Origin of the sequence: Streptomyces sp. Pv4-95 (assembly GCF_045782725.1) — a bacterium.
Taxonomy (GTDB): Bacteria; Actinomycetota; Actinomycetes; order Streptomycetales; family Streptomycetaceae; genus Streptomyces.
This window is the reverse complement of the sequence record NZ_CP127172.1, coordinates 5,985,391-6,001,187: the sequence shown is the minus strand read 5'-3', so window position 1 is coordinate 6,001,187 and position 15,797 is coordinate 5,985,391. Positions and strand designations below refer to the sequence as shown.

The following is a 15,797-nucleotide window of genomic DNA, read 5'->3' as shown; positions in this document are numbered from 1 at the left end:
GCCGAGCGCGTGAAGCCCAGGGAGCGTACGGATGAGGGTCCGCAGAACACTGGTCGCCGCGGTCGGCGCCGGGGCCGCGAAGGACCGGGCCCGTACGGGGCCACGGCCAGGCGATTCGCCCGCTCCGGCCGCGCTGCGTACCGCGGCGGGCGGGGTGCGGGCCGCCCCGGCCTACTTGGAGCGGCGCTGACGGGCCGTTAGCGTGCTCCCGCACGGTTCTGTTGTTTCTGCCGAGCAGTGGGGGCACACGTGAGCCAACCGTCACGACGCGCGCTGTTGGGAGCCGCCGGAGCGATCGGCGCCGGAGCCGCGCTGGGCGGAGCGGCTCCGGCCTCCGCGGCCGGGCACTCGGGCCACCGGCCCGGACGGGCGGCCACCCACGACACCGCTCCGGCGCGCGCGGCGCTGCGCCGGCTGCTGCCCCGGCATGCGGAGCAGTTCACCCTGGAGCCGCTCCCGGCGGACGGCGGCACCGAGCGGTTCCGGGTCGACGGCACCACCGGGCGGATCACGGTCGCCGGCACCAGCCCGGCGGTGCTGCTGACCGGTGTGAACTGGTATCTGCGCCACACCTGCCGGGCCCAGCTGACCTGGGCCGGCGATCAGCTCGACCTGCCCGCCCGGCTGCCCGCCCCCGCCGCGCCCCTGGAACGGTCCACCGCGCTGCCGCACCGCTTCGCACTCAACGACACGCACGACGGCTACACCGCGCCGTACGCGGACTGGCCCCGCTGGAAGCGGATGATCGACATGCTGGCGCTGCGCGGCGTCAACGAGGTGCTGGTGACAACCGGATCGGAAGCCGTCTACCACCGGGTGCTGACCGACTTCGGCTACACGGACGCCGAGGCCCGCGCCTGGATTCCCGCGCCGTCGCACCAGCCGTGGTGGCTGCTGCAGAACATGAGCACCTACGGCGGCCCGACCTCCTCCGAACTCATCGCCCGCCGTGCGGAGTTGGGACGCAAGATCACCGACCGGCTGCGGGCGCTGGGGATGCACCCGGTGCTGCCCGGCTACTTCGGCACCGTGCCGGACGGCTTCGCCGACCGCAACCCCGGGGCGCGCACCGTGCCGCAGGGCACGTGGTCCGGACTCAAGCGCCCCGACTGGCTGGACCCGCGCACCGAGGTCTTCGCCGAGGTCGCGGCGGCGTTCTACCGCCACCAGCACCAACTGCTGGGCTCCGCCGACCACTTCAAGATGGACCTGCTGCACGAGGGCGGCAACCCCGGGGACGTGCCGGTGCCGGATGCCGCCCGCGCGGTCGAGCGGGCGCTGCGCACCGCCCGCCCCGGCGCTACCTGGGTGATCCTGGGCTGGCAGGAGAACCCGCGGCGCGATCTGCTGGACGCCGTCGACCGCGACCGGATGCTGATCGTGGACGGGCTCAGCGACCTCGACACGGTCACCGACCGGGAGCGGGACTGGGGCGGGGTGCCCTACGCCTTCGGCACGATCCCCAACTTCGGCGGCCGCACCACCATCGGCGCCAAGACCCATATGTGGGCCGAGCGGTTCACCGCGTGGCGCGACAAGCCGGGCAGCAGGCTCGCCGGCACCGCCTACATGCCGGAGGCCGCCGAACGCGACCCGGCCGCGTTCGAGCTGTTCGGCGAACTCGCCTGGCGGGAACGGCCGGTGGACCGCGCCGCCTGGTTCGACGACTACGCCGACACCCGCTACGGGGGGCGCGACGCGCAGGCCCGAGCCGCCTTCGCCGCGCTGCGCACCAGCGCGTACGAGATCAGCAGCAAGGACGGCCGGCCGCACGACTCGGTCTTCGCCGCCCGCCCGAGCCTGACCGCCCGCTCCGGCACCCGCTGGGCCACCCACACACCGGCCTTCGACCCGGCGGCCTTCGATACCGCGTTCGCCGCGCTGCTCACGGTCCGCCCGGCGCTGCGGGGCAGCGACGCCTACCGCTACGACCTGACCGACGCCGCCCGGCAGGCCCTGGCCAACCGGTCCTGGCAGCTGATCCCCCAGCTCCAGGACGCCTTTCGGCGGTCCGACCTGGCCGCCTTCCGCGCGCTGTCGGAGCTGTGGCTGCGGCTGATGCGGCTGAGCGAGGAGGTCACCGGGGCGCACCGCGGGTTCCTGCTCGGGCCGTGGCTGGCCGACGCCAAGGCGATGGCCTCCGGCCCCGAGGAGGAGGCGCGGCTGGAGCACAGCGCCCGCGCGCTGATCACCACCTGGGCGGACCGGGCCACCGCCGACGGCGGCTCGCTCGCCAACTACGCCAACCGCGACTGGCACGGCCTGATCGGCGACGTCCATCTGCCGCAGTGGCAGACGTACTTGGACGAGCTGGCGGACGCCCTGGCCGCGGGCCGGGCACCGAAGACGTTCGACTGGTACGCGACCGAGGAGCCCTGGACCCGGGAGCGCAAGAACTACCCGCTGCGCCCCACGGCCGACGCCCACCGCACCGCGACACGAGTCCACGACGTTCTCGCGAAGGCGCCCTACCAAGGAACCGTCACGGTCACCGCCGCACCGGAGGCGATGCCGCCGGGCGGCGAGGCCACCGTGACCGCGGTGCTGCGCAACGAGAGCGGGCTGCGGGCGACCGGCCGGGTCGACTTCACGCTGACCGGCCCTGCGGCCACCCCCACGGGCCCGGTGTCCCTGCCGTCGATCCCGGCGGGCGGCAGCGGCGAGGCCCGCTGGCGGGTCGCGGCGCCGGCCGGGCCGCTGCGGGACCCACTGCTGCCGCTGCCCTACGAACTCGGCGTCGCGTACGGCCCCCGGGGCGAGCCGCGGGTCCGCACCATCCGCGACGGCACCCTGTTCGTGGCCGGGCCGCTGCCCGCCGGGCTGCGGACGGCCACCACCAACGCGGCGGTGTGCGGCCGGCTGGAGGACCGCTTCGCCATCGACGGGGCCGGGTCCGACCTGTGGAAGGCGACCGCCGAGTTCGGCACCGTCTACCGCGCGGGCGCCCTCGCCCCGGGCGGGTCGGCGACGGCCGAGGTGACCCGGCAGGACGTCACCGGGCCCTGGGCCCGCGCCGGCCTCGTCGTCCGCAACCGCCTCGCCGCGTCCGCCACCGGCTCCCCCGACGGCCGCGGCTTCCTCAACCTGTCGGTGACGCCCGCGAACGGCGTGGTGCTCTCCTACGACTCCACCGGCGACGGCACCTTGGACACCTACCGCCGGATCACCGGCGTCACCGCCCCCGTGCTGCTCCGCCTGACGCGCGGCGAGGACGCGGGCGGAGCGGGTACGTACACCGGGGCGTGCTCCACCGATGACGGCGCCAACTGGCGGGAGATCGCCACCGTCACCGTCCCCGGGGCGGCCGCCACCCAGGACACCGGCCTGCACCAGTGCGCCGCCAACTCCGGTACGGGAGCGCGCGGGACAGCCGAGTTCCGCGGCTGGAAGGTCACCTGACCACCGCGTACGCTGACCGGGACGGATCACGAGCGAGGGGATCACGGTATGAGTGCCGCAGCTGAGAAGGAGTGGCTCTACGCCCTCGACATCTCCGACGCCACCTGGCAGCGCGCCCCCGGTGACTCCGAGGAGGCCGTCGAGATCGCCTTCCTGGAGCGCGGGGCGGTGGCCATGCGCAACTCCAAGGACCCGGACGTCGTCCTGCGGTACACCGAGGCCGAGTGGCGCGCCTTCGTCCTCGGCGCGCGGGACGGCGAGTTCGACCTCCGGCGCTGAGACACCGGCTCGGCGACCGCGGCGGTGCGCCCGCCCCGGTACGTGATGTCACCCGTGGGGCGGATGGGCACCACGGGTGACCATCGCAGGATTCACTCGTTTCACCGAACGTGGAGCAGCAGCAGGCGACATCCCCGAGACCGGACCGCACCGCCCCCGACGGCTTCGGCGGCATCGAAGCCGGAGACGTCATCGACGTCGAACAAGCCGAGGCGGCGCTGGTCGAGCACTACCCCCGGCTGGTACGGCTGGCGTATCTCGTCCTGCCGCCCGGGGTGAGCCGCGGCCGGCGGGTGCTGGCCGCGCACGCGGTGGTGCAGCGGAGCCTGCCGCGCCAGCGCACCTCCACCCAGGGCCTCGAACTCCCCGCACAGCGCCGCGGTGATGACTGCGACCCCGGCTACGCCTTCGTACGGCTGCGGGTGCTGCGGTCGGCGCTCGCCTCCGGGCGTCCGCGGTGGCGGCTGCCGGCGATGCCGCCGCTGCTTCCCCAGGTATGGGGGCTGCGACTGTTCCCGCGGGCCGGTGGCGCCGATGAACTCGCCCTGGACCAGGCGCTTTCGGAGCTTTCCCGGCCGGGCCGGGCGGCATTCGTGCTGCGCGAACTGGAGCGGCTGGGCGCGCCGGAGATCCGCCGCCTGCTGGAGGCCGCCGGTGTGGCCGAGGCGCGGGAGGCGCTGGAGGAGGCCGACGCGGTCGAGGCACCGGCCGGCAGCCGGGACCGTTCGCTGCTGGAGTCGGTGGAGTTCGACCCGTGCGCCCTGCAGGCCCGGCCGACGGATCTGATCCGGCGGCGCCAGCACGTCCGGGCGGTGCTGGCGGCAGGCGTGGCGGTGCTGGTGTGCGGGGCGTTGCTCGGGCTGCCGGGCGACGGCTGGGGCCCGGACGGCGCGGCCGCCCCGCCCTACGCGCAGAACGTCTCCGCCGAAGCGGCCCTGGATCCGGCCAAGTTGACGGTGGTCACACCGCAGGCGTGGCGCACGTCGGCCCGTACGGACTTCTCCGCCTGGCCCGCCCGGGGCGACCGGCTCGGCGACAAGGCGCTGCTGCGGCGGGCGCTCGCGGTGTGGGCGAGGCCGGGGGCCGGGGTGCCGGTCTCGGCGACGCCCGGCACGGCGACCGGCCCGCCCGCGGGACCGCCACAGCTGCTGTTCGCGGGGGTCGTCGACCATGCCGTGGTGGTGCTCTTCCACGACGGGCTGCGCGTGGTGCGCTACGCCGAGGCGGCGGACGCCGACGGGCACAGCGACGGCTCGGGCGCGGGGCTGGACTTCGCGCGGACGGACGGTGCGCAGACGTCGTCGGCGGGTGCGCTGGTGGTGAACCGCACGGAGGGCAACATCCGCTATCTGGCGGCCCCGTGGGTGCGGTCGGTGCGGCTGGTCGACCTGCTGAAGCCGACCGGCGCGAGCGAGGCGGTGGCCGTCGGCGCGAGCGGGCTGACCGCCCCCGTCCCGCTGCCCCGCCCGGACAGGAAGTGCACGGCGTGGCCGGCGCTGCGGATGGGTGGCCACACCCTGACCGACCTCGGTGAGCTGACGCCGGCCCGGCTGACGTACGGCCCGCCGCGCTCGCCGGGCGGGGTGAGCACGCCGCAGGCCCGCTCGGCGTGGGCGCGGACGGCCTGCCAGTTGGCGGCGGTGCGCGGGCAGGGCGTGCGGACCGTCAACTCCTGGGAGTTCGCCCGCCAGCCGCTGCCCGGGGCCGCGGGCGCGGCGAGCGGGTCGGCTGCCGCGACGTGGGTGTGCACCCGCGCCGAGACCTGGCGGGGTGCGGGCAACAGGACGATGGCGCAGTTCCAGGCGCCGTCGCCGAACGGGCAGCCGTACGCGCCGGGCGTGGTGGTGGCGCGCGCCGAGGGCGGTACGGCGTGCGGGCCGCGGGCTCCGCGGGTGCTGGCCGGGGTGCTGTGGAAGGCGGCGGGCGGACAGTGGTGGCTGCTGGCGGCGGGCAGCGAGCAGGTCACGTCGATCACCGCGACCGGCGGGGTGCAGGGGCGGGCCGACGGCCGGCTGCTGGCCGTGCGGGCGCGGGCCGGTGACCGGGCGGAGCTGGACGGTCTACTGCGAGACGGCAAGAAGCTCGCCGCGTTGCGCTGAGCCGGCCCGCCGGACGGCTGGGTGCCGGGGCGTGGGCTCCCCCGGCGCACGCCCCGGCGCCCGGCCCCGCGACCGCGGCGGCCCACTCCCGGTCCCGTCTCTGTGATTTCCGTTGTGCGGGGGGTATTGCCGAGCGCTTACCCGCCAGTACATTGACGCCATGTCTAATACGGCCTCGTTGCGGCCCCAGCCGGTCGCGTCCGAGCACACCCCCTTGAAGGCCCGCAACGTCGCCTTCGACTGGGCGGACACTCCCCTGCACTGGATACCGGGTGACCCGGCGAGCACCCACACGATCAATGTCCTGCACCTGCTGCTGCCCGCCGGCGAGCGCTGGTTCGTCCACGTCTACAAGCAGGCGCTGCCCCATATCCGCGACCCCCGGCTGCGGGAGGACGTGATCGGGTTCATCGGTCAGGAGGCGATGCACTCGCAGGCGCACGACGACGTGCTGCCGCACCTCAAGGAGCAGGGCCTGGACCCCACGCCCTACACGGCGCAGGTGGACTGGCTCTTCGAGAAGCTGCTCGGCGACCGCACCCTGCCGCCGGGCCGTGCCCGCACATGGTGGCTGAAGGAGCGGGTCGCGACCATCGCCGCGATCGAGCACTACACCGCGTTCCTCGGCGACTGGGTGCTCAACGCCGAGGCGCTGGACGCCAAGGGCGCCGATCCGACGATGCTCGACCTGCTGCGGTGGCACGGCGCGGAGGAGGTCGAGCACCGCTCCGTCGCCTTCGACCTCTTCCTGCACCTCGACGGCGGATACCGGCGGCGGGTACGCACCTGGGCGACGGCGTTCGCCGCGCTGGTGTTCCTGTGGCAGCGCGGCGTGCGCTTCTTCATGGCCCATGACCCCTCCCTGCTCGACGGCAAGGCCGAGATCAAGGAATTCCTGCGCGGCGGGCGGCAGGGCGTGCTGCCCACCACCGGGCAGATGCTGCGCTCCATCCCGCAGTATCTGAACCGGTCCTACCACCCCTCCCAGCACGGCAGCACCGCGCAGGCCGTCGCGTACCTCGACCGTTCGCCCGCCGCCACCGCGGCCGAGGCATCTGCCCACGGAGGCGCCTGAGATGCCGGCACTGCCCCGTATCGGGAGTGTGATCGTGGTCGCGGGTGCCGCGCTGGCCGCCCGCCGCGCGCTGCGGCGCCGTGTCCAGCGGTCACCGCTGTGGCCGCTGCCCGCCCTGGAGGAGCCGATATCGGGCCAGGGCCGGCGCGGGGCGGCGGCGCTGCTGCTGCGGGTCGCGGAGCGGACGGTGGCCGCCGAGGGCGTGGTGACGCTGCGGCTGGAGGGGGCGCGGCTGCCGGCGTGGGAGCCCGGCGCGCATCTGGATCTGGTGCTGCCCTCGGGCACCGTGCGCCAGTACTCGCTGTGCGGGGAGCCCGCCGACGCGGTGCGGCCGGACGGCGGTTCGTACACCGTCGCGGCCCGGCTGATCGAGGACGGCCGCGGTGGCTCCCGCGAGGTGCACGAGACGCTGCACGAGGGCACCACCGTCGAGGTACGCGGCCCGCGCAACCGCTTCCGCCTGCAAGAGGCGAACGCCTTCGTCTTCCTGGCCGGCGGCATCGGCATCACCCCGATCCTGCCCATGGTGCGGCAGGCGGAGGCGGCGGGGGTGCCGTGGCGTCTGGTGTACGCGGGGCGGTCGCGGGCGTCGATGCCGTTCCTGGCGGAGCTGGAGAAGCTCGCGGGGGCGGACGGCGGGCGGCTGGCGGTGGTCGCCGAGGACGAGGACGGCCGGCCGGACCTCGCCGCGGTGCTCGCCGACGCACCCGCACACGCGGCCGTCCACTGCTGCGGCCCGGAGCCGATGATGGCGGCGGTGGCCGAGCTGCTGCCGGCGGGCCCGGAGGGGCTGACCCTACACACCGAGCGGTTCGCGCCGGCCGCGCCCGTGCCGTCCGGGGAGGACACCCCGTTCGAGGTGGAGCTGCGGCGCACCGGCCGCACGGTCACGGTGGGCGCCGGGACCACGGCGTTGCGGGCGATCCGCGACCAGGCGCTGCCGGATCTGCCGTACTCCTGCGAGCAGGGGTTCTGCGGCACCTGCCAACAGCGGGTACTGGCCGGTGAGGTGGACCACCGCGACGAGCTGCTGACGGAGGCCGAGCGGGACGACTCGATGCTGATCTGCGTGTCGCGGGCGCGCGGCGCGGGGCTGGTGCTGGACCTGTGAGGCCGCGCCGCGGTCCGGCGGAGTGAGTCCGGCGTCGGGCCCGCTCCGCCAGGTCGTTAGGGTGGTGCGCATGACGACCGGGGCGCGCCGCAGGATGGGTGTCGAGGAGCGGCGTGAGCAGCTCATCGCCGTCGCACTCGACCTGTTCAGCAGGCGATCCCCCGATGATGTCTCGATCGACGAGATCGCCGAGGCCGCGGGGATCTCCCGGCCGCTCGTCTACCACTACTTCCCCGGCAAACAGCAGCTGTACGAAGAGGCGTTGCGGCGTGCCGCGCAGGAACTCTCGGGGCGCTTCGAGGAGCCGCACGAGGGCCCGCTCGGTGCCCGGCTGCTGCGGGTCATGGAGCGTTTCTTCGACTTCGTCGACGACCACGGTCCGGGCTTCTCGGCGCTGATGCGGGGCGGCCCCGCCGTCGGGTCGGGGCGGACCAGCGCGATGATCGACGGCGTGCGGCAGGCCGCCTACGAGCAGATCCTGGCGCATCTGGGGATCGCCGACCCGCCGCCCCGGCTGGCGCTGGTGGTGCGCTCGTGGATCTCCCTCGCCGAGACCACCGCACTGCTGTGGCTGGACGGGCGGCACATTCCGCGCGAGGAACTGGAACGGCAGCTGGTGCACGACTTCGCGGCGCTGACGGCGGTCAGCGCCGCGTACGACGAGCGGATGGCGCAGGTGGTGCGCACGATGCTCGCGGACGAGCCCGCCGACGGGATGTTCGGGGAGCTGGTGACCCGGCTGCTGGCATTGCCGCAGCCGGCCTGAGCCGTCGGGTGCCGCGGGGCCGCCGGGAGGCGATGCCGCGAGGAACCGACGGCTCGGGCCCGGAGGATTCGAGGAGGGGGCGGGCGGCAGCGAGCACGCCGTCGCGTCCCCTCCTCGAAGGTTCCGCTGCTCGTGATCAGCGGTGGCGGAAGACCGCGACGGTGCGGGCCGGGACGGTGAAGGTGCCCGTCGCCGGTGCGTACGAGGCGGTGGCGGTCACCCGGTCCGCGCCGTGGGCCTGCACGGGATGCAGGGCGTAGCGCTCCCCCGCGACGGCACCGACGGTCTGGTCCCGGCGCTGCGGGGTGGCGTTGAAGACGACGACGAGGTCGCCGACCCGCATCGTGAGGACACCGGGGGTCTCGTCCTCGCCCGAGAGCGGGAACTTCAGGGCGGACTGCACGCGGGCGGTGGTCGGCAGGTCGAAAGCCGGTTCCGTGGCGTGGATGCGCAGCAGGTCGCGGTAGGCGGCGGAGGTGGCGGTGATCGCGGCGCAGCCGGGCCGGAGCGCGGGGGCGGCCAACAGGGGCCGGGCATAGGGCCACTTGTCCTTGTTGTCGGCGGCCGGGGGCAGGCCGCGGCCGAAGCCGTTGCCGTCGGCGCAGTTCCAGTGCAGCGCGTTGTACCAGTCGCCGCTGTCGTAGGAGTTGCGGTCCAGGGACTTCGAGCGCAGCAGGTCGGAGCCGGCCTGGGAGAGTGCCGGGCCTTGGGAGAGGCCGGCCGTGGCGAGGGCGAGTACCTGCATACGGGACCGGTCGGCGGCAGAGGTGCCCTGGGGCAGTTTGAAGGCCAGGGTGTCGTAGAGGGTCTCGTTGTCGTGGGCGTCGGCGTAGGCGAGGGCGTCGCCGGGGTCGGCGGCGTATCCGGCGGGCGCGCCGTTGTAGTCGACCTCGGAGCCCTTGACGCGACGACCGGTGGTGTCGGTGAAGGTGTAGTCGGCGAGGCTGCCGGTCAGGCCGACCTTGATGAGGTCCTGGTAGTGCAGCAGCCGGGCGCGCTGTTCGGCCGGAGTCCCCTGGCCGGGGGCGGAGTTGGGGTCGGTGTAGAGACCGGAGGCGAAGCCCTGGACGCGCGGGTCGGCGTCGAAGGGGCTGCCGCCGCGCACCGCGTCGCGGGCGCGGTCGCTGAAGGTGGCGATGCCGGTGCCGGCCATGTTCTTCTGGGTGGCCTGGACGAAGCGGGCGTCGTCGGCGGCCTCGCCGAAGTTCCAGCCCTCGCCGTAGAGGACGACCGACGAGCCGTCCACTCCGTCCTTCTGCGGCGTGAGCGCGTCCAGGGCCTTGCGGACGGCGAGGATGTTGGCCTTGGGGTGGTGGCCCATGAGGTCGAAGCGGAAGCCGTCGACCTTGTACTCCTTGGCCCAGGTGACGACGGAGTCGACGACGAGCTTGCCCATCATGGTGTGTTCGGGCGCGGTGCCCGAGCAGCAGGTGGAGGTGGCGACGCCGCCGTCGTCCAGGAGGCGCTGGTAGTAGCCGGGAACGATCCGGTCGAGGACGGATTTCGGGTCCTGGCCCGCGGCGACGGTGTGGTTGTAGACGACGTCCATGACGGCGCCCAGGCCCGTCCGGTTCAGTCCCTGCACCATGCGGCGGAACTCCACGGTGCGGGCGGTGCCGTCGGGGTCGGAGGCGTAGGAGCCCTCGGGGACGGTGTAGTGCAGCGGGTCGTAGCCCCAGTTGTAGGCGTCCTTGGCGGCGGCCGCCGCGACGCAGGACTGCTGGCGGTCGGAGTCCGGTGCGTAGGAGGCGAGGTCGCAGTCGGGGTGCGCCTGGTCCGACCTGCGCTCGGGGACGGTGCCCACGTCGAAGGCGGGCAGCAGGTGGACGTACGAGGTTCCGGTGCGGGCCAGCTTCCTCAGGTGCCGCATGCCGGCCGAGTCGCGGTCGGTGAAGGCGAGGTACTGGCCGCGGTGTCGGGAGGTGGAGTCCTCGACGGAGAAGTCGCGGATGTGCAGTTCCTGGATGCGGGCGTTGCGGAGGGGGTCCGGGCGCTCGGCGGTGGCGTGCGTCGCGGCCGGCTTGCGCAGCCCCCGCCATCCCGGAGGGGCGAGGCTCGGGTCGTCCAGGTCGACGACGAGGCTGCGGGCGGAGTCGGCGGTCAGCGCGGTGGAGTAGGGGTCGGTGACCTTGTTGGTGACCCTCTTGCCGACGCTCGGCGCCCAGACCTCGACGACAAAACGGTAGGACTTGCCGGCCCAGTCACGCTCGCCCCGGGCCCGCCACACCCCACTCGCGTCGTCCCGCCGCATCGGGACCGTGCGCCCGTCGAGTTCGAGCGAGACGGTGCGGGCGGTGGGCGCCCAGACGGAGAGGGTGGGGCGGCCGCGGTGGAAGACCGGGCCCAGTGCGGCACGCTCGGCGGCCGGCCCGTAGAGGTCGTCGAGGACTCCGGGTATCTGGACGCCGGTGACGGCGCGAAGCGTGCGGTCCGCCGTCCGTTGTGTGGCGACCAGCCGCTCGCGCAGGGCGGTACGGGCCAGGTGCTGGTCTCGCTGGTCGACGGCGAATGCCGGGAAGGTCTTCAGGTGGGGGTGGGCGGCGCGTTCGGCGGGGGTGAGCGTGGCGGGGGTGAGGCGGAGGCGGCCGCCGCGGCCGCCTCCCGCGGTGTCGGCGGGGCCGAACTCCAGCTGGGCGGCGCCGGGTCCTGCGCCCTTCCAGACCACGGTGTCGCGGTCGATCCATTGGGCCAGGGCCGTGCCGGGCTCGGGCGCGGGCCCGGCGGTCGCGGGTGCCGCGCCGGGCAGGACCGTGGCGCACAGGGCCAGGGCCACGGCGGCGACGGTTCGGCGGAGGGGGCCGTTCACGAAGGGGCTCCTTCACGTGACGTACGGATGGGGCATGCGGGCGTACGAGCGTCCGCGGGTGGGAGGGCCGCCCGGCAGGCGGGGACGGTGCCGGGCGGCCGGTTCGCGAGGGGCGGCGGTGCCGCCCGCCCGGCCGGTGGCCGCGGGGCCACCGGCCGGGTCCGGTGTCAGCAGCCCGTGCGCGCCCCCTGGTGGAGGGCCAGCGCGGTGTTGGCGGCCAGGGTCGCGGTGAAGCGGCCCGAGCCGTCGACGGTCACCGCCCGCCCGCTCTGCACATCGCAGTAGCCGCCGGCCGGCAGTGAGGTCTGGAAGGTGCGGCTGAGGGCGGAACTCTCGTGGTTGATCACGACGTAGCCCTTGTCACCGCGCCCGAAGGCGATGGCGTCGCCGCCGTTGTCCCACCAGTTGGTGACGGCGCCGCCGCGCACGGTGTTGCGGAAGGCGACCATGCTCGCGATCTCGGGCCACTTGTGCTGGCACTTCCACCCGTCCTGCCAGCAGGCATTGACCTTGCCCCCGAGCGGCGGACCGGCGTCCCGGTCGGTGAACTCGTAGCCGGAGTGGACGTCGGGCGCACCGTAGGGCCAGGCCAGCATGAAGACGTTGGCGAGGGTGTAGTTGGCCCCATCCTTGTAGCTGAGGGTGTCGCCGCCGCGCTCGGTGTCGTGGTTGTCGACGAAGACCGCGGCCTTGGCGCCGGGGAGATATCCCCAGCCCTCGCCGTAGTTCTTCAGGTAGGCGAGGTTCTCGCCGGTGAAGACCCGTTTGAGGTCCCGGGCGTAGCGGAACTCCTGCACGTCGCCGGTGCCCTGGTATTCGTCCGGGGAGACGGCCTCGCCCGCGCCGAAGATGGCTTCCTGCTTCCAGTACGCCTGTGGGTTGCTGAGCCTGTTCTTGATGTCGGCGAGGTCGTCGACGGCGATGTGCTTGGCACCGTCGATACGGAAGCCGTCGACGCCGAGGGACAGCAGGTCGTTGAGGTAGGCGGCGATGCGGCCGCGGACGTACGGCTCGTTGGTGTCGAGGTCGGCGAGGCCGACGAGTTCGCAGTGCTGGACGTTCCAGCGGTCGTTGTAATTGGTGACCTGCGCGGTGCAGTCGTCGAAGTCGTGGACGGAGTAGGTGCCCGGGTAGTCGTACTTGGTGTACGACGAGCCGCCCGTACCGGTGCCGGACCCGGCCGACATGTGGTTGATGACGGTGTCGGCGACGACCTCGACCCCGGCGGCGTGGCAGGTGGCCACCATGTTCGCGAAGGCCGTGCGGTCGCCGAGCCGACCGGCGATCTTGTAGCTGACCGGCTGGTACGAGGTCCACCACTGCGCGCCCTGGATGTGTTCCTGGGGCGGCGACACCTGGACGTAGCCGTATCCGGCGGGGCCCAGGGTGTTGCGGCACTCCGCGGCGACCGACTCGAAGCGCCACTCGAAGAGGACGGCGGTGACGTCCTTGTCTCCGGGCGGCGCGGCCTGGGCCGGTTGCTGGGGCACCAGGAAGGCTGCCGCGCCCGCCACCAGGGCGAGGGCGGCAGCCGCGGGTCTGCGGGTGGCTTGCCTGATCCGGTGCAGCATGGTTCCTCCTGAGGGGGTGGAGTGACCTTGCTCGGCAACGCGCCGTGCCCGAAAGGCCGTTGAAGGGGTGCCGACAGCCGACTGCGCCCCTGATGTTGACGGTTCTAGCTGTCGGAAAGCCACGTTGCAAGGTCTTACGCAAAACATTGCAACGGTGTTACGTTCAACAACGAGCCCCGGTCCGGCCGGCCGGGGGGACGGCCGACCCGTCGGCCTGACCCCACGCGCCCGGCCGGTCGGACCGGACCCACGGGACTCGCCCTAGGCATGGTCCGGCAGGTCGAGTTCGGCGCGGACGATCTTGCCGACGGGCGGCCGGTCCAGGACCGTCCAGCAGGTGGCGAGCGCCGCGACGAGCAGCAGTCCGCGGCCGTATTCGGCGTCCGACGGCGGGAGTTCGAGCGCGCCGGCGGCCGGCGGGCGTTTCTCCGCCCGCGTGTCGGCGACCTCGATGCGGAGCGTGCCGGGACGGGCGGAGCCGGGCAGTCGCATGAGGCGCAGTTCGAAGTCCCGGCCGGGCACGCGACCGTGGGTGGCCGCATTGGCGGCCAGTTCGCCGACGATCACGGCGGCGGAATCTGAGAGTTCGCTGCCGTACGGGAAGCCCCACAGGTCGAGCTGATGAACGGCGAGATGCCGGGCGAGCCGGGCCCCGAGGCGGGTGGCGCTGAATCGTTGCGTGAACATACGTACGGTGAGCGGGTCTTGCGGGGTGCGGTGGGCGGCGTGGGCTGACATGGGGCCAACGGTGGTGCCCACGCGGTGCCGTGACCAGGGTTTCCGACCCTACGGAGCCCGTACGCTGCCCGTACGGAGGGTGTGCGTGCGGGTACTTGGGGTAGACGGCGCGCGTAACGGACCGTGACCATGGACGTGTTGTGCGGACGACACCATGGGAGGGGCCGGAATGAGCGGCAACGGCGAGCCGGAATCCACGGACAGCCTCAAGCAGTTCGGTGCGGTACTCAAGGCGTTCCGGGAGCGGGCGGAGATGACGCAGGAGGCACTGGCCCGACGGGTGCAGTTCTCACCGGCGACGGTCGCCTCCATCGAGCAGGGGCGACGACTGCCGCCGCCACGGTTCATCGAGCGGGCGGGGGAAGTTCTGGATGCGCTCGGCGTGCTGAAGGCCGCGGCGCAATATCTGTCGAGGCAGCCCGGCTTAGCCGCCTGGTTCCGGCAGTGGGCCGAGCTGGAGGAGCAGGCGATCAGCCTGTACACCTACGAATGCCGGTTGATTCCTGGCCTGCTGCAGACGGAAGCGTACGCACGGACGCTGTTCGACGAGCGCGTCCCGCCGCTGACCGACGAGGAGTCCGAGACCCAGGTGGCGGCCCGTCTGGCGCGCCAGGAGCTGCTGCGGACCAGGCCGAATACGGCGTTCAGCTTCATCGTCGATGAGCACATCCTCCAGCGGCGGACGGGTGGCGTGGAGACCAGCCGAGCACTCATCGACCACGTGCTGGAGTGCTCGGCGCGGCTGCGGAATGTTGAGTTCCAAGTCATTCCTCTGGGAAGGGGCGTTCACGCCGGAATGGACGGTCCGATCCAGCTGCTGGAGACTCCGAACAATCAGTGGCTCGGATACTGCGAGGGCCAGGAGAGCGGACAGTTTCTCTCCGACCCGAAGACGATCAGCACCCTCCATATGCGGTATGCAAAACTGCGTTCACAGGCCCTCACCCCCGAGGACTCCCGGGGCCTGCTGAAGCAGATGCGAGGAGCGTTATGAGCACTGACGAACTGGCCTGGTTCAAGAGCAGCTACAGCGGCAGCTCGGGCGACAGCTGCGTAGAAATCGCCCTCTCCTGGCAGAAGTCCAGCTACAGCGGCCCCGAAGGCGACAGCTGCGTAGAGATCGCCGCCTGCCCCACCACCATCCACATCCGCGACTCCAAGAACCTCGCCGGCCCCCAGCTCGCCGTCCCGGCCTCCGCCTGGGCCGAGTTCGTCTCGTACGCCGTGCACGCTGCCTGACCGCCGCCTCGTACGGCACCGGGCCGTCGGGCCTCGCGTCGTCCCGGCGGGTCGGCTCTGTGAGGATGGCGTGTCATGAACATAGGAATCATGGCCGTCGCGCTGGTGAAGATGGCCATCGGACGACCGGCGCACAAGCGCTACCCCGCCACCTTGACCGACCATCAGAAGTGGATCGTCTCCCTCGACGCGATCCTCGCGGAGCGCAGCTACGGCCATCGTCACCTGGCGCTCTACCCGTTGAAGCGGATCAATTCCACGCAACCCCGGGTGAGCCTGAAGAGCAGCTGGGGCGTCACCTCGCCCGAGAGCTTCCACTCGACCCTGCGGTGGCTGGCCACCGAGGGCCACCGGATCCAGATGGCTCCGGTGCTCGGCCGCCAGCCGGTGGCATGGGACTTCGGCCGCTACGTCTGCATCGTGCGGGCCGGGTTCGCCGCCGGGTACGTCGACGAGCCGGGCGCCTGGCAGCTGCTGAGCAACGCCGTGGCACCCGTGGCGCAGACCTACCGTTCCTGGCGGGAGTTCGCCGACGACTTCGTGGCCGGGCGGGAGCTGTGGATGCGCTCGGCCGGCGCCGAATGGAACGGATCGCAGGAGGAGACCGTCAGCGCGGTGCGGAGCCTGCTGGACCCCGCGAACGGCGAAAGTCCCTGGCAGCAGGTCCCGTGGGAGACCATCCACCGGGCCGACCAGCGCACCGGCGGGCACTGA

The 15,797-nt window shown here is 73.2% G+C and carries 12 protein-coding genes and 1 pseudogene; 10 read left to right on the top strand and 3 right to left on the bottom strand.

Going from position 1 to position 15,797, the window contains the following annotated elements; translation table 11 throughout:
• Positions 1-31: 31 nt before the first annotated feature.
• From QOM21_RS26270 to QOM21_RS26240, 7 genes are all read left to right on the top strand, one after another.
• Positions 32-190, top strand: coding sequence for a hypothetical protein (locus tag QOM21_RS26270; protein ID WP_407553485.1), 159 nt, complete (start codon positions 32-34; stop codon positions 188-190).
• A gap of 59 nt (positions 191-249) precedes the next feature.
• Positions 250-3,399 carry an alpha-N-acetylglucosaminidase TIM-barrel domain-containing protein gene (locus tag QOM21_RS26265; RefSeq protein WP_407553484.1) on the top strand — a complete coding sequence of 1,050 codons (3,150 nt, stop codon included), beginning with the start codon at positions 250-252 and terminating at the stop codon, positions 3,397-3,399.
• 48 nt (positions 3,400-3,447) lie between these two features.
• Positions 3,448-3,678, top strand: coding sequence for a DUF397 domain-containing protein (locus QOM21_RS26260; protein ID WP_393892166.1), 231 nt, complete (start codon positions 3,448-3,450; stop codon positions 3,676-3,678).
• 110 nt (positions 3,679-3,788) lie between these two features.
• Positions 3,789-5,777, top strand: a complete 1,989-nt coding sequence (locus QOM21_RS26255) for a hypothetical protein (RefSeq protein WP_407553483.1) — start codon at positions 3,789-3,791, stop codon at positions 5,775-5,777.
• A 160-nt stretch (positions 5,778-5,937) separates the two neighbouring features.
• On the top strand, positions 5,938-6,852 hold the full coding sequence (locus tag QOM21_RS26250; RefSeq protein ID WP_407553482.1) for a metal-dependent hydrolase: 915 nt from the start codon (positions 5,938-5,940) through the stop codon (positions 6,850-6,852).
• A gap of 1 nt (position 6,853) precedes the next feature.
• Positions 6,854-7,963, top strand: a complete 1,110-nt coding sequence (locus QOM21_RS26245; RefSeq protein ID WP_407553481.1) for a PDR/VanB family oxidoreductase — start codon at positions 6,854-6,856, stop codon at positions 7,961-7,963.
• A 70-nt stretch (positions 7,964-8,033) separates the two neighbouring features.
• On the top strand, positions 8,034-8,729 hold the full coding sequence (locus tag QOM21_RS26240) for a TetR/AcrR family transcriptional regulator (RefSeq protein WP_407553480.1): 696 nt from the start codon (positions 8,034-8,036) through the stop codon (positions 8,727-8,729).
• 136 nt (positions 8,730-8,865) lie between these two features.
• Here the strand turns inward: QOM21_RS26240 and pulA are convergent, their stop codons facing one another.
• The 3 genes and pseudogenes from pulA to QOM21_RS26225 form a co-directional block, all read right to left on the bottom strand.
• On the bottom strand, positions 8,866-11,535 hold the full coding sequence (gene pulA / locus QOM21_RS26235) for a pullulanase-type alpha-1,6-glucosidase (RefSeq protein WP_407553479.1): 2,670 nt from the start codon (positions 11,533-11,535) through the stop codon (positions 8,866-8,868).
• Positions 11,536-11,711: 176 nt separating this feature from the next.
• A pseudogene (locus QOM21_RS26230) lies at positions 11,712-13,106 on the bottom strand (alpha-amylase); the annotation flags it as partial.
• A gap of 261 nt (positions 13,107-13,367) precedes the next feature.
• On the bottom strand, positions 13,368-13,844 hold the full coding sequence (locus QOM21_RS26225; protein ID WP_407553478.1) for an ATP-binding protein: 477 nt from the start codon (positions 13,842-13,844) through the stop codon (positions 13,368-13,370).
• Positions 13,845-14,013: 169 nt separating this feature from the next.
• Here QOM21_RS26225 and QOM21_RS26220 point away from each other — a divergent pair, with 169 nt between their 5' ends.
• The 3 genes from QOM21_RS26220 (at position 14,014) to QOM21_RS26210 (ending at position 15,797) form a co-directional block, all read left to right on the top strand.
• Positions 14,014-14,838 carry a helix-turn-helix domain-containing protein gene (locus QOM21_RS26220; RefSeq protein ID WP_407553477.1) on the top strand — a complete coding sequence of 275 codons (825 nt, stop codon included), beginning with the start codon at positions 14,014-14,016 and terminating at the stop codon, positions 14,836-14,838.
• Complete coding sequence (locus QOM21_RS26215) at positions 14,835-15,083, top strand: DUF397 domain-containing protein (RefSeq protein ID WP_407553476.1); 249 nt, start codon at positions 14,835-14,837, stop codon at positions 15,081-15,083. The genes QOM21_RS26220 and QOM21_RS26215 overlap by 4 nt, the downstream gene beginning before the upstream one ends.
• Before the next feature lie 75 nt (positions 15,084-15,158).
• On the top strand, positions 15,159-15,797 hold the full coding sequence (locus tag QOM21_RS26210) for a DUF1266 domain-containing protein (RefSeq protein WP_407553475.1): 639 nt from the start codon (positions 15,159-15,161) through the stop codon (positions 15,795-15,797).

What these genes read in the sequence shown, in the direction of transcription:
- QOM21_RS26270 (WP_407553485.1), top strand. Translation starts at nt 32, where the DNA reads ATGAGGGTCCGCAGAACACTGGTCGCCGCGGTCGGCGCCGGGGCCGCG.
- QOM21_RS26260 (WP_393892166.1), top strand. Translation starts at nt 3,448, where the DNA reads ATGAGTGCCGCAGCTGAGAAGGAGTGGCTCTACGCCCTCGACATCTCC.
- QOM21_RS26250 (WP_407553482.1), top strand. Translation starts at nt 5,938, where the DNA reads ATGTCTAATACGGCCTCGTTGCGGCCCCAGCCGGTCGCGTCCGAGCAC.
- QOM21_RS26245 (WP_407553481.1), top strand. Translation starts at nt 6,854, where the DNA reads ATGCCGGCACTGCCCCGTATCGGGAGTGTGATCGTGGTCGCGGGTGCC.
- QOM21_RS26240 (WP_407553480.1), top strand. Translation starts at nt 8,034, where the DNA reads ATGACGACCGGGGCGCGCCGCAGGATGGGTGTCGAGGAGCGGCGTGAG.
- QOM21_RS26225 (WP_407553478.1), bottom strand. Translation starts at nt 13,844, where the DNA reads ATGTCAGCCCACGCCGCCCACCGCACCCCGCAAGACCCGCTCACCGTA.
- QOM21_RS26220 (WP_407553477.1), top strand. Translation starts at nt 14,014, where the DNA reads ATGAGCGGCAACGGCGAGCCGGAATCCACGGACAGCCTCAAGCAGTTC.
- QOM21_RS26215 (WP_407553476.1), top strand. Translation starts at nt 14,835, where the DNA reads ATGAGCACTGACGAACTGGCCTGGTTCAAGAGCAGCTACAGCGGCAGC.
- QOM21_RS26210 (WP_407553475.1), top strand. Translation starts at nt 15,159, where the DNA reads ATGAACATAGGAATCATGGCCGTCGCGCTGGTGAAGATGGCCATCGGA.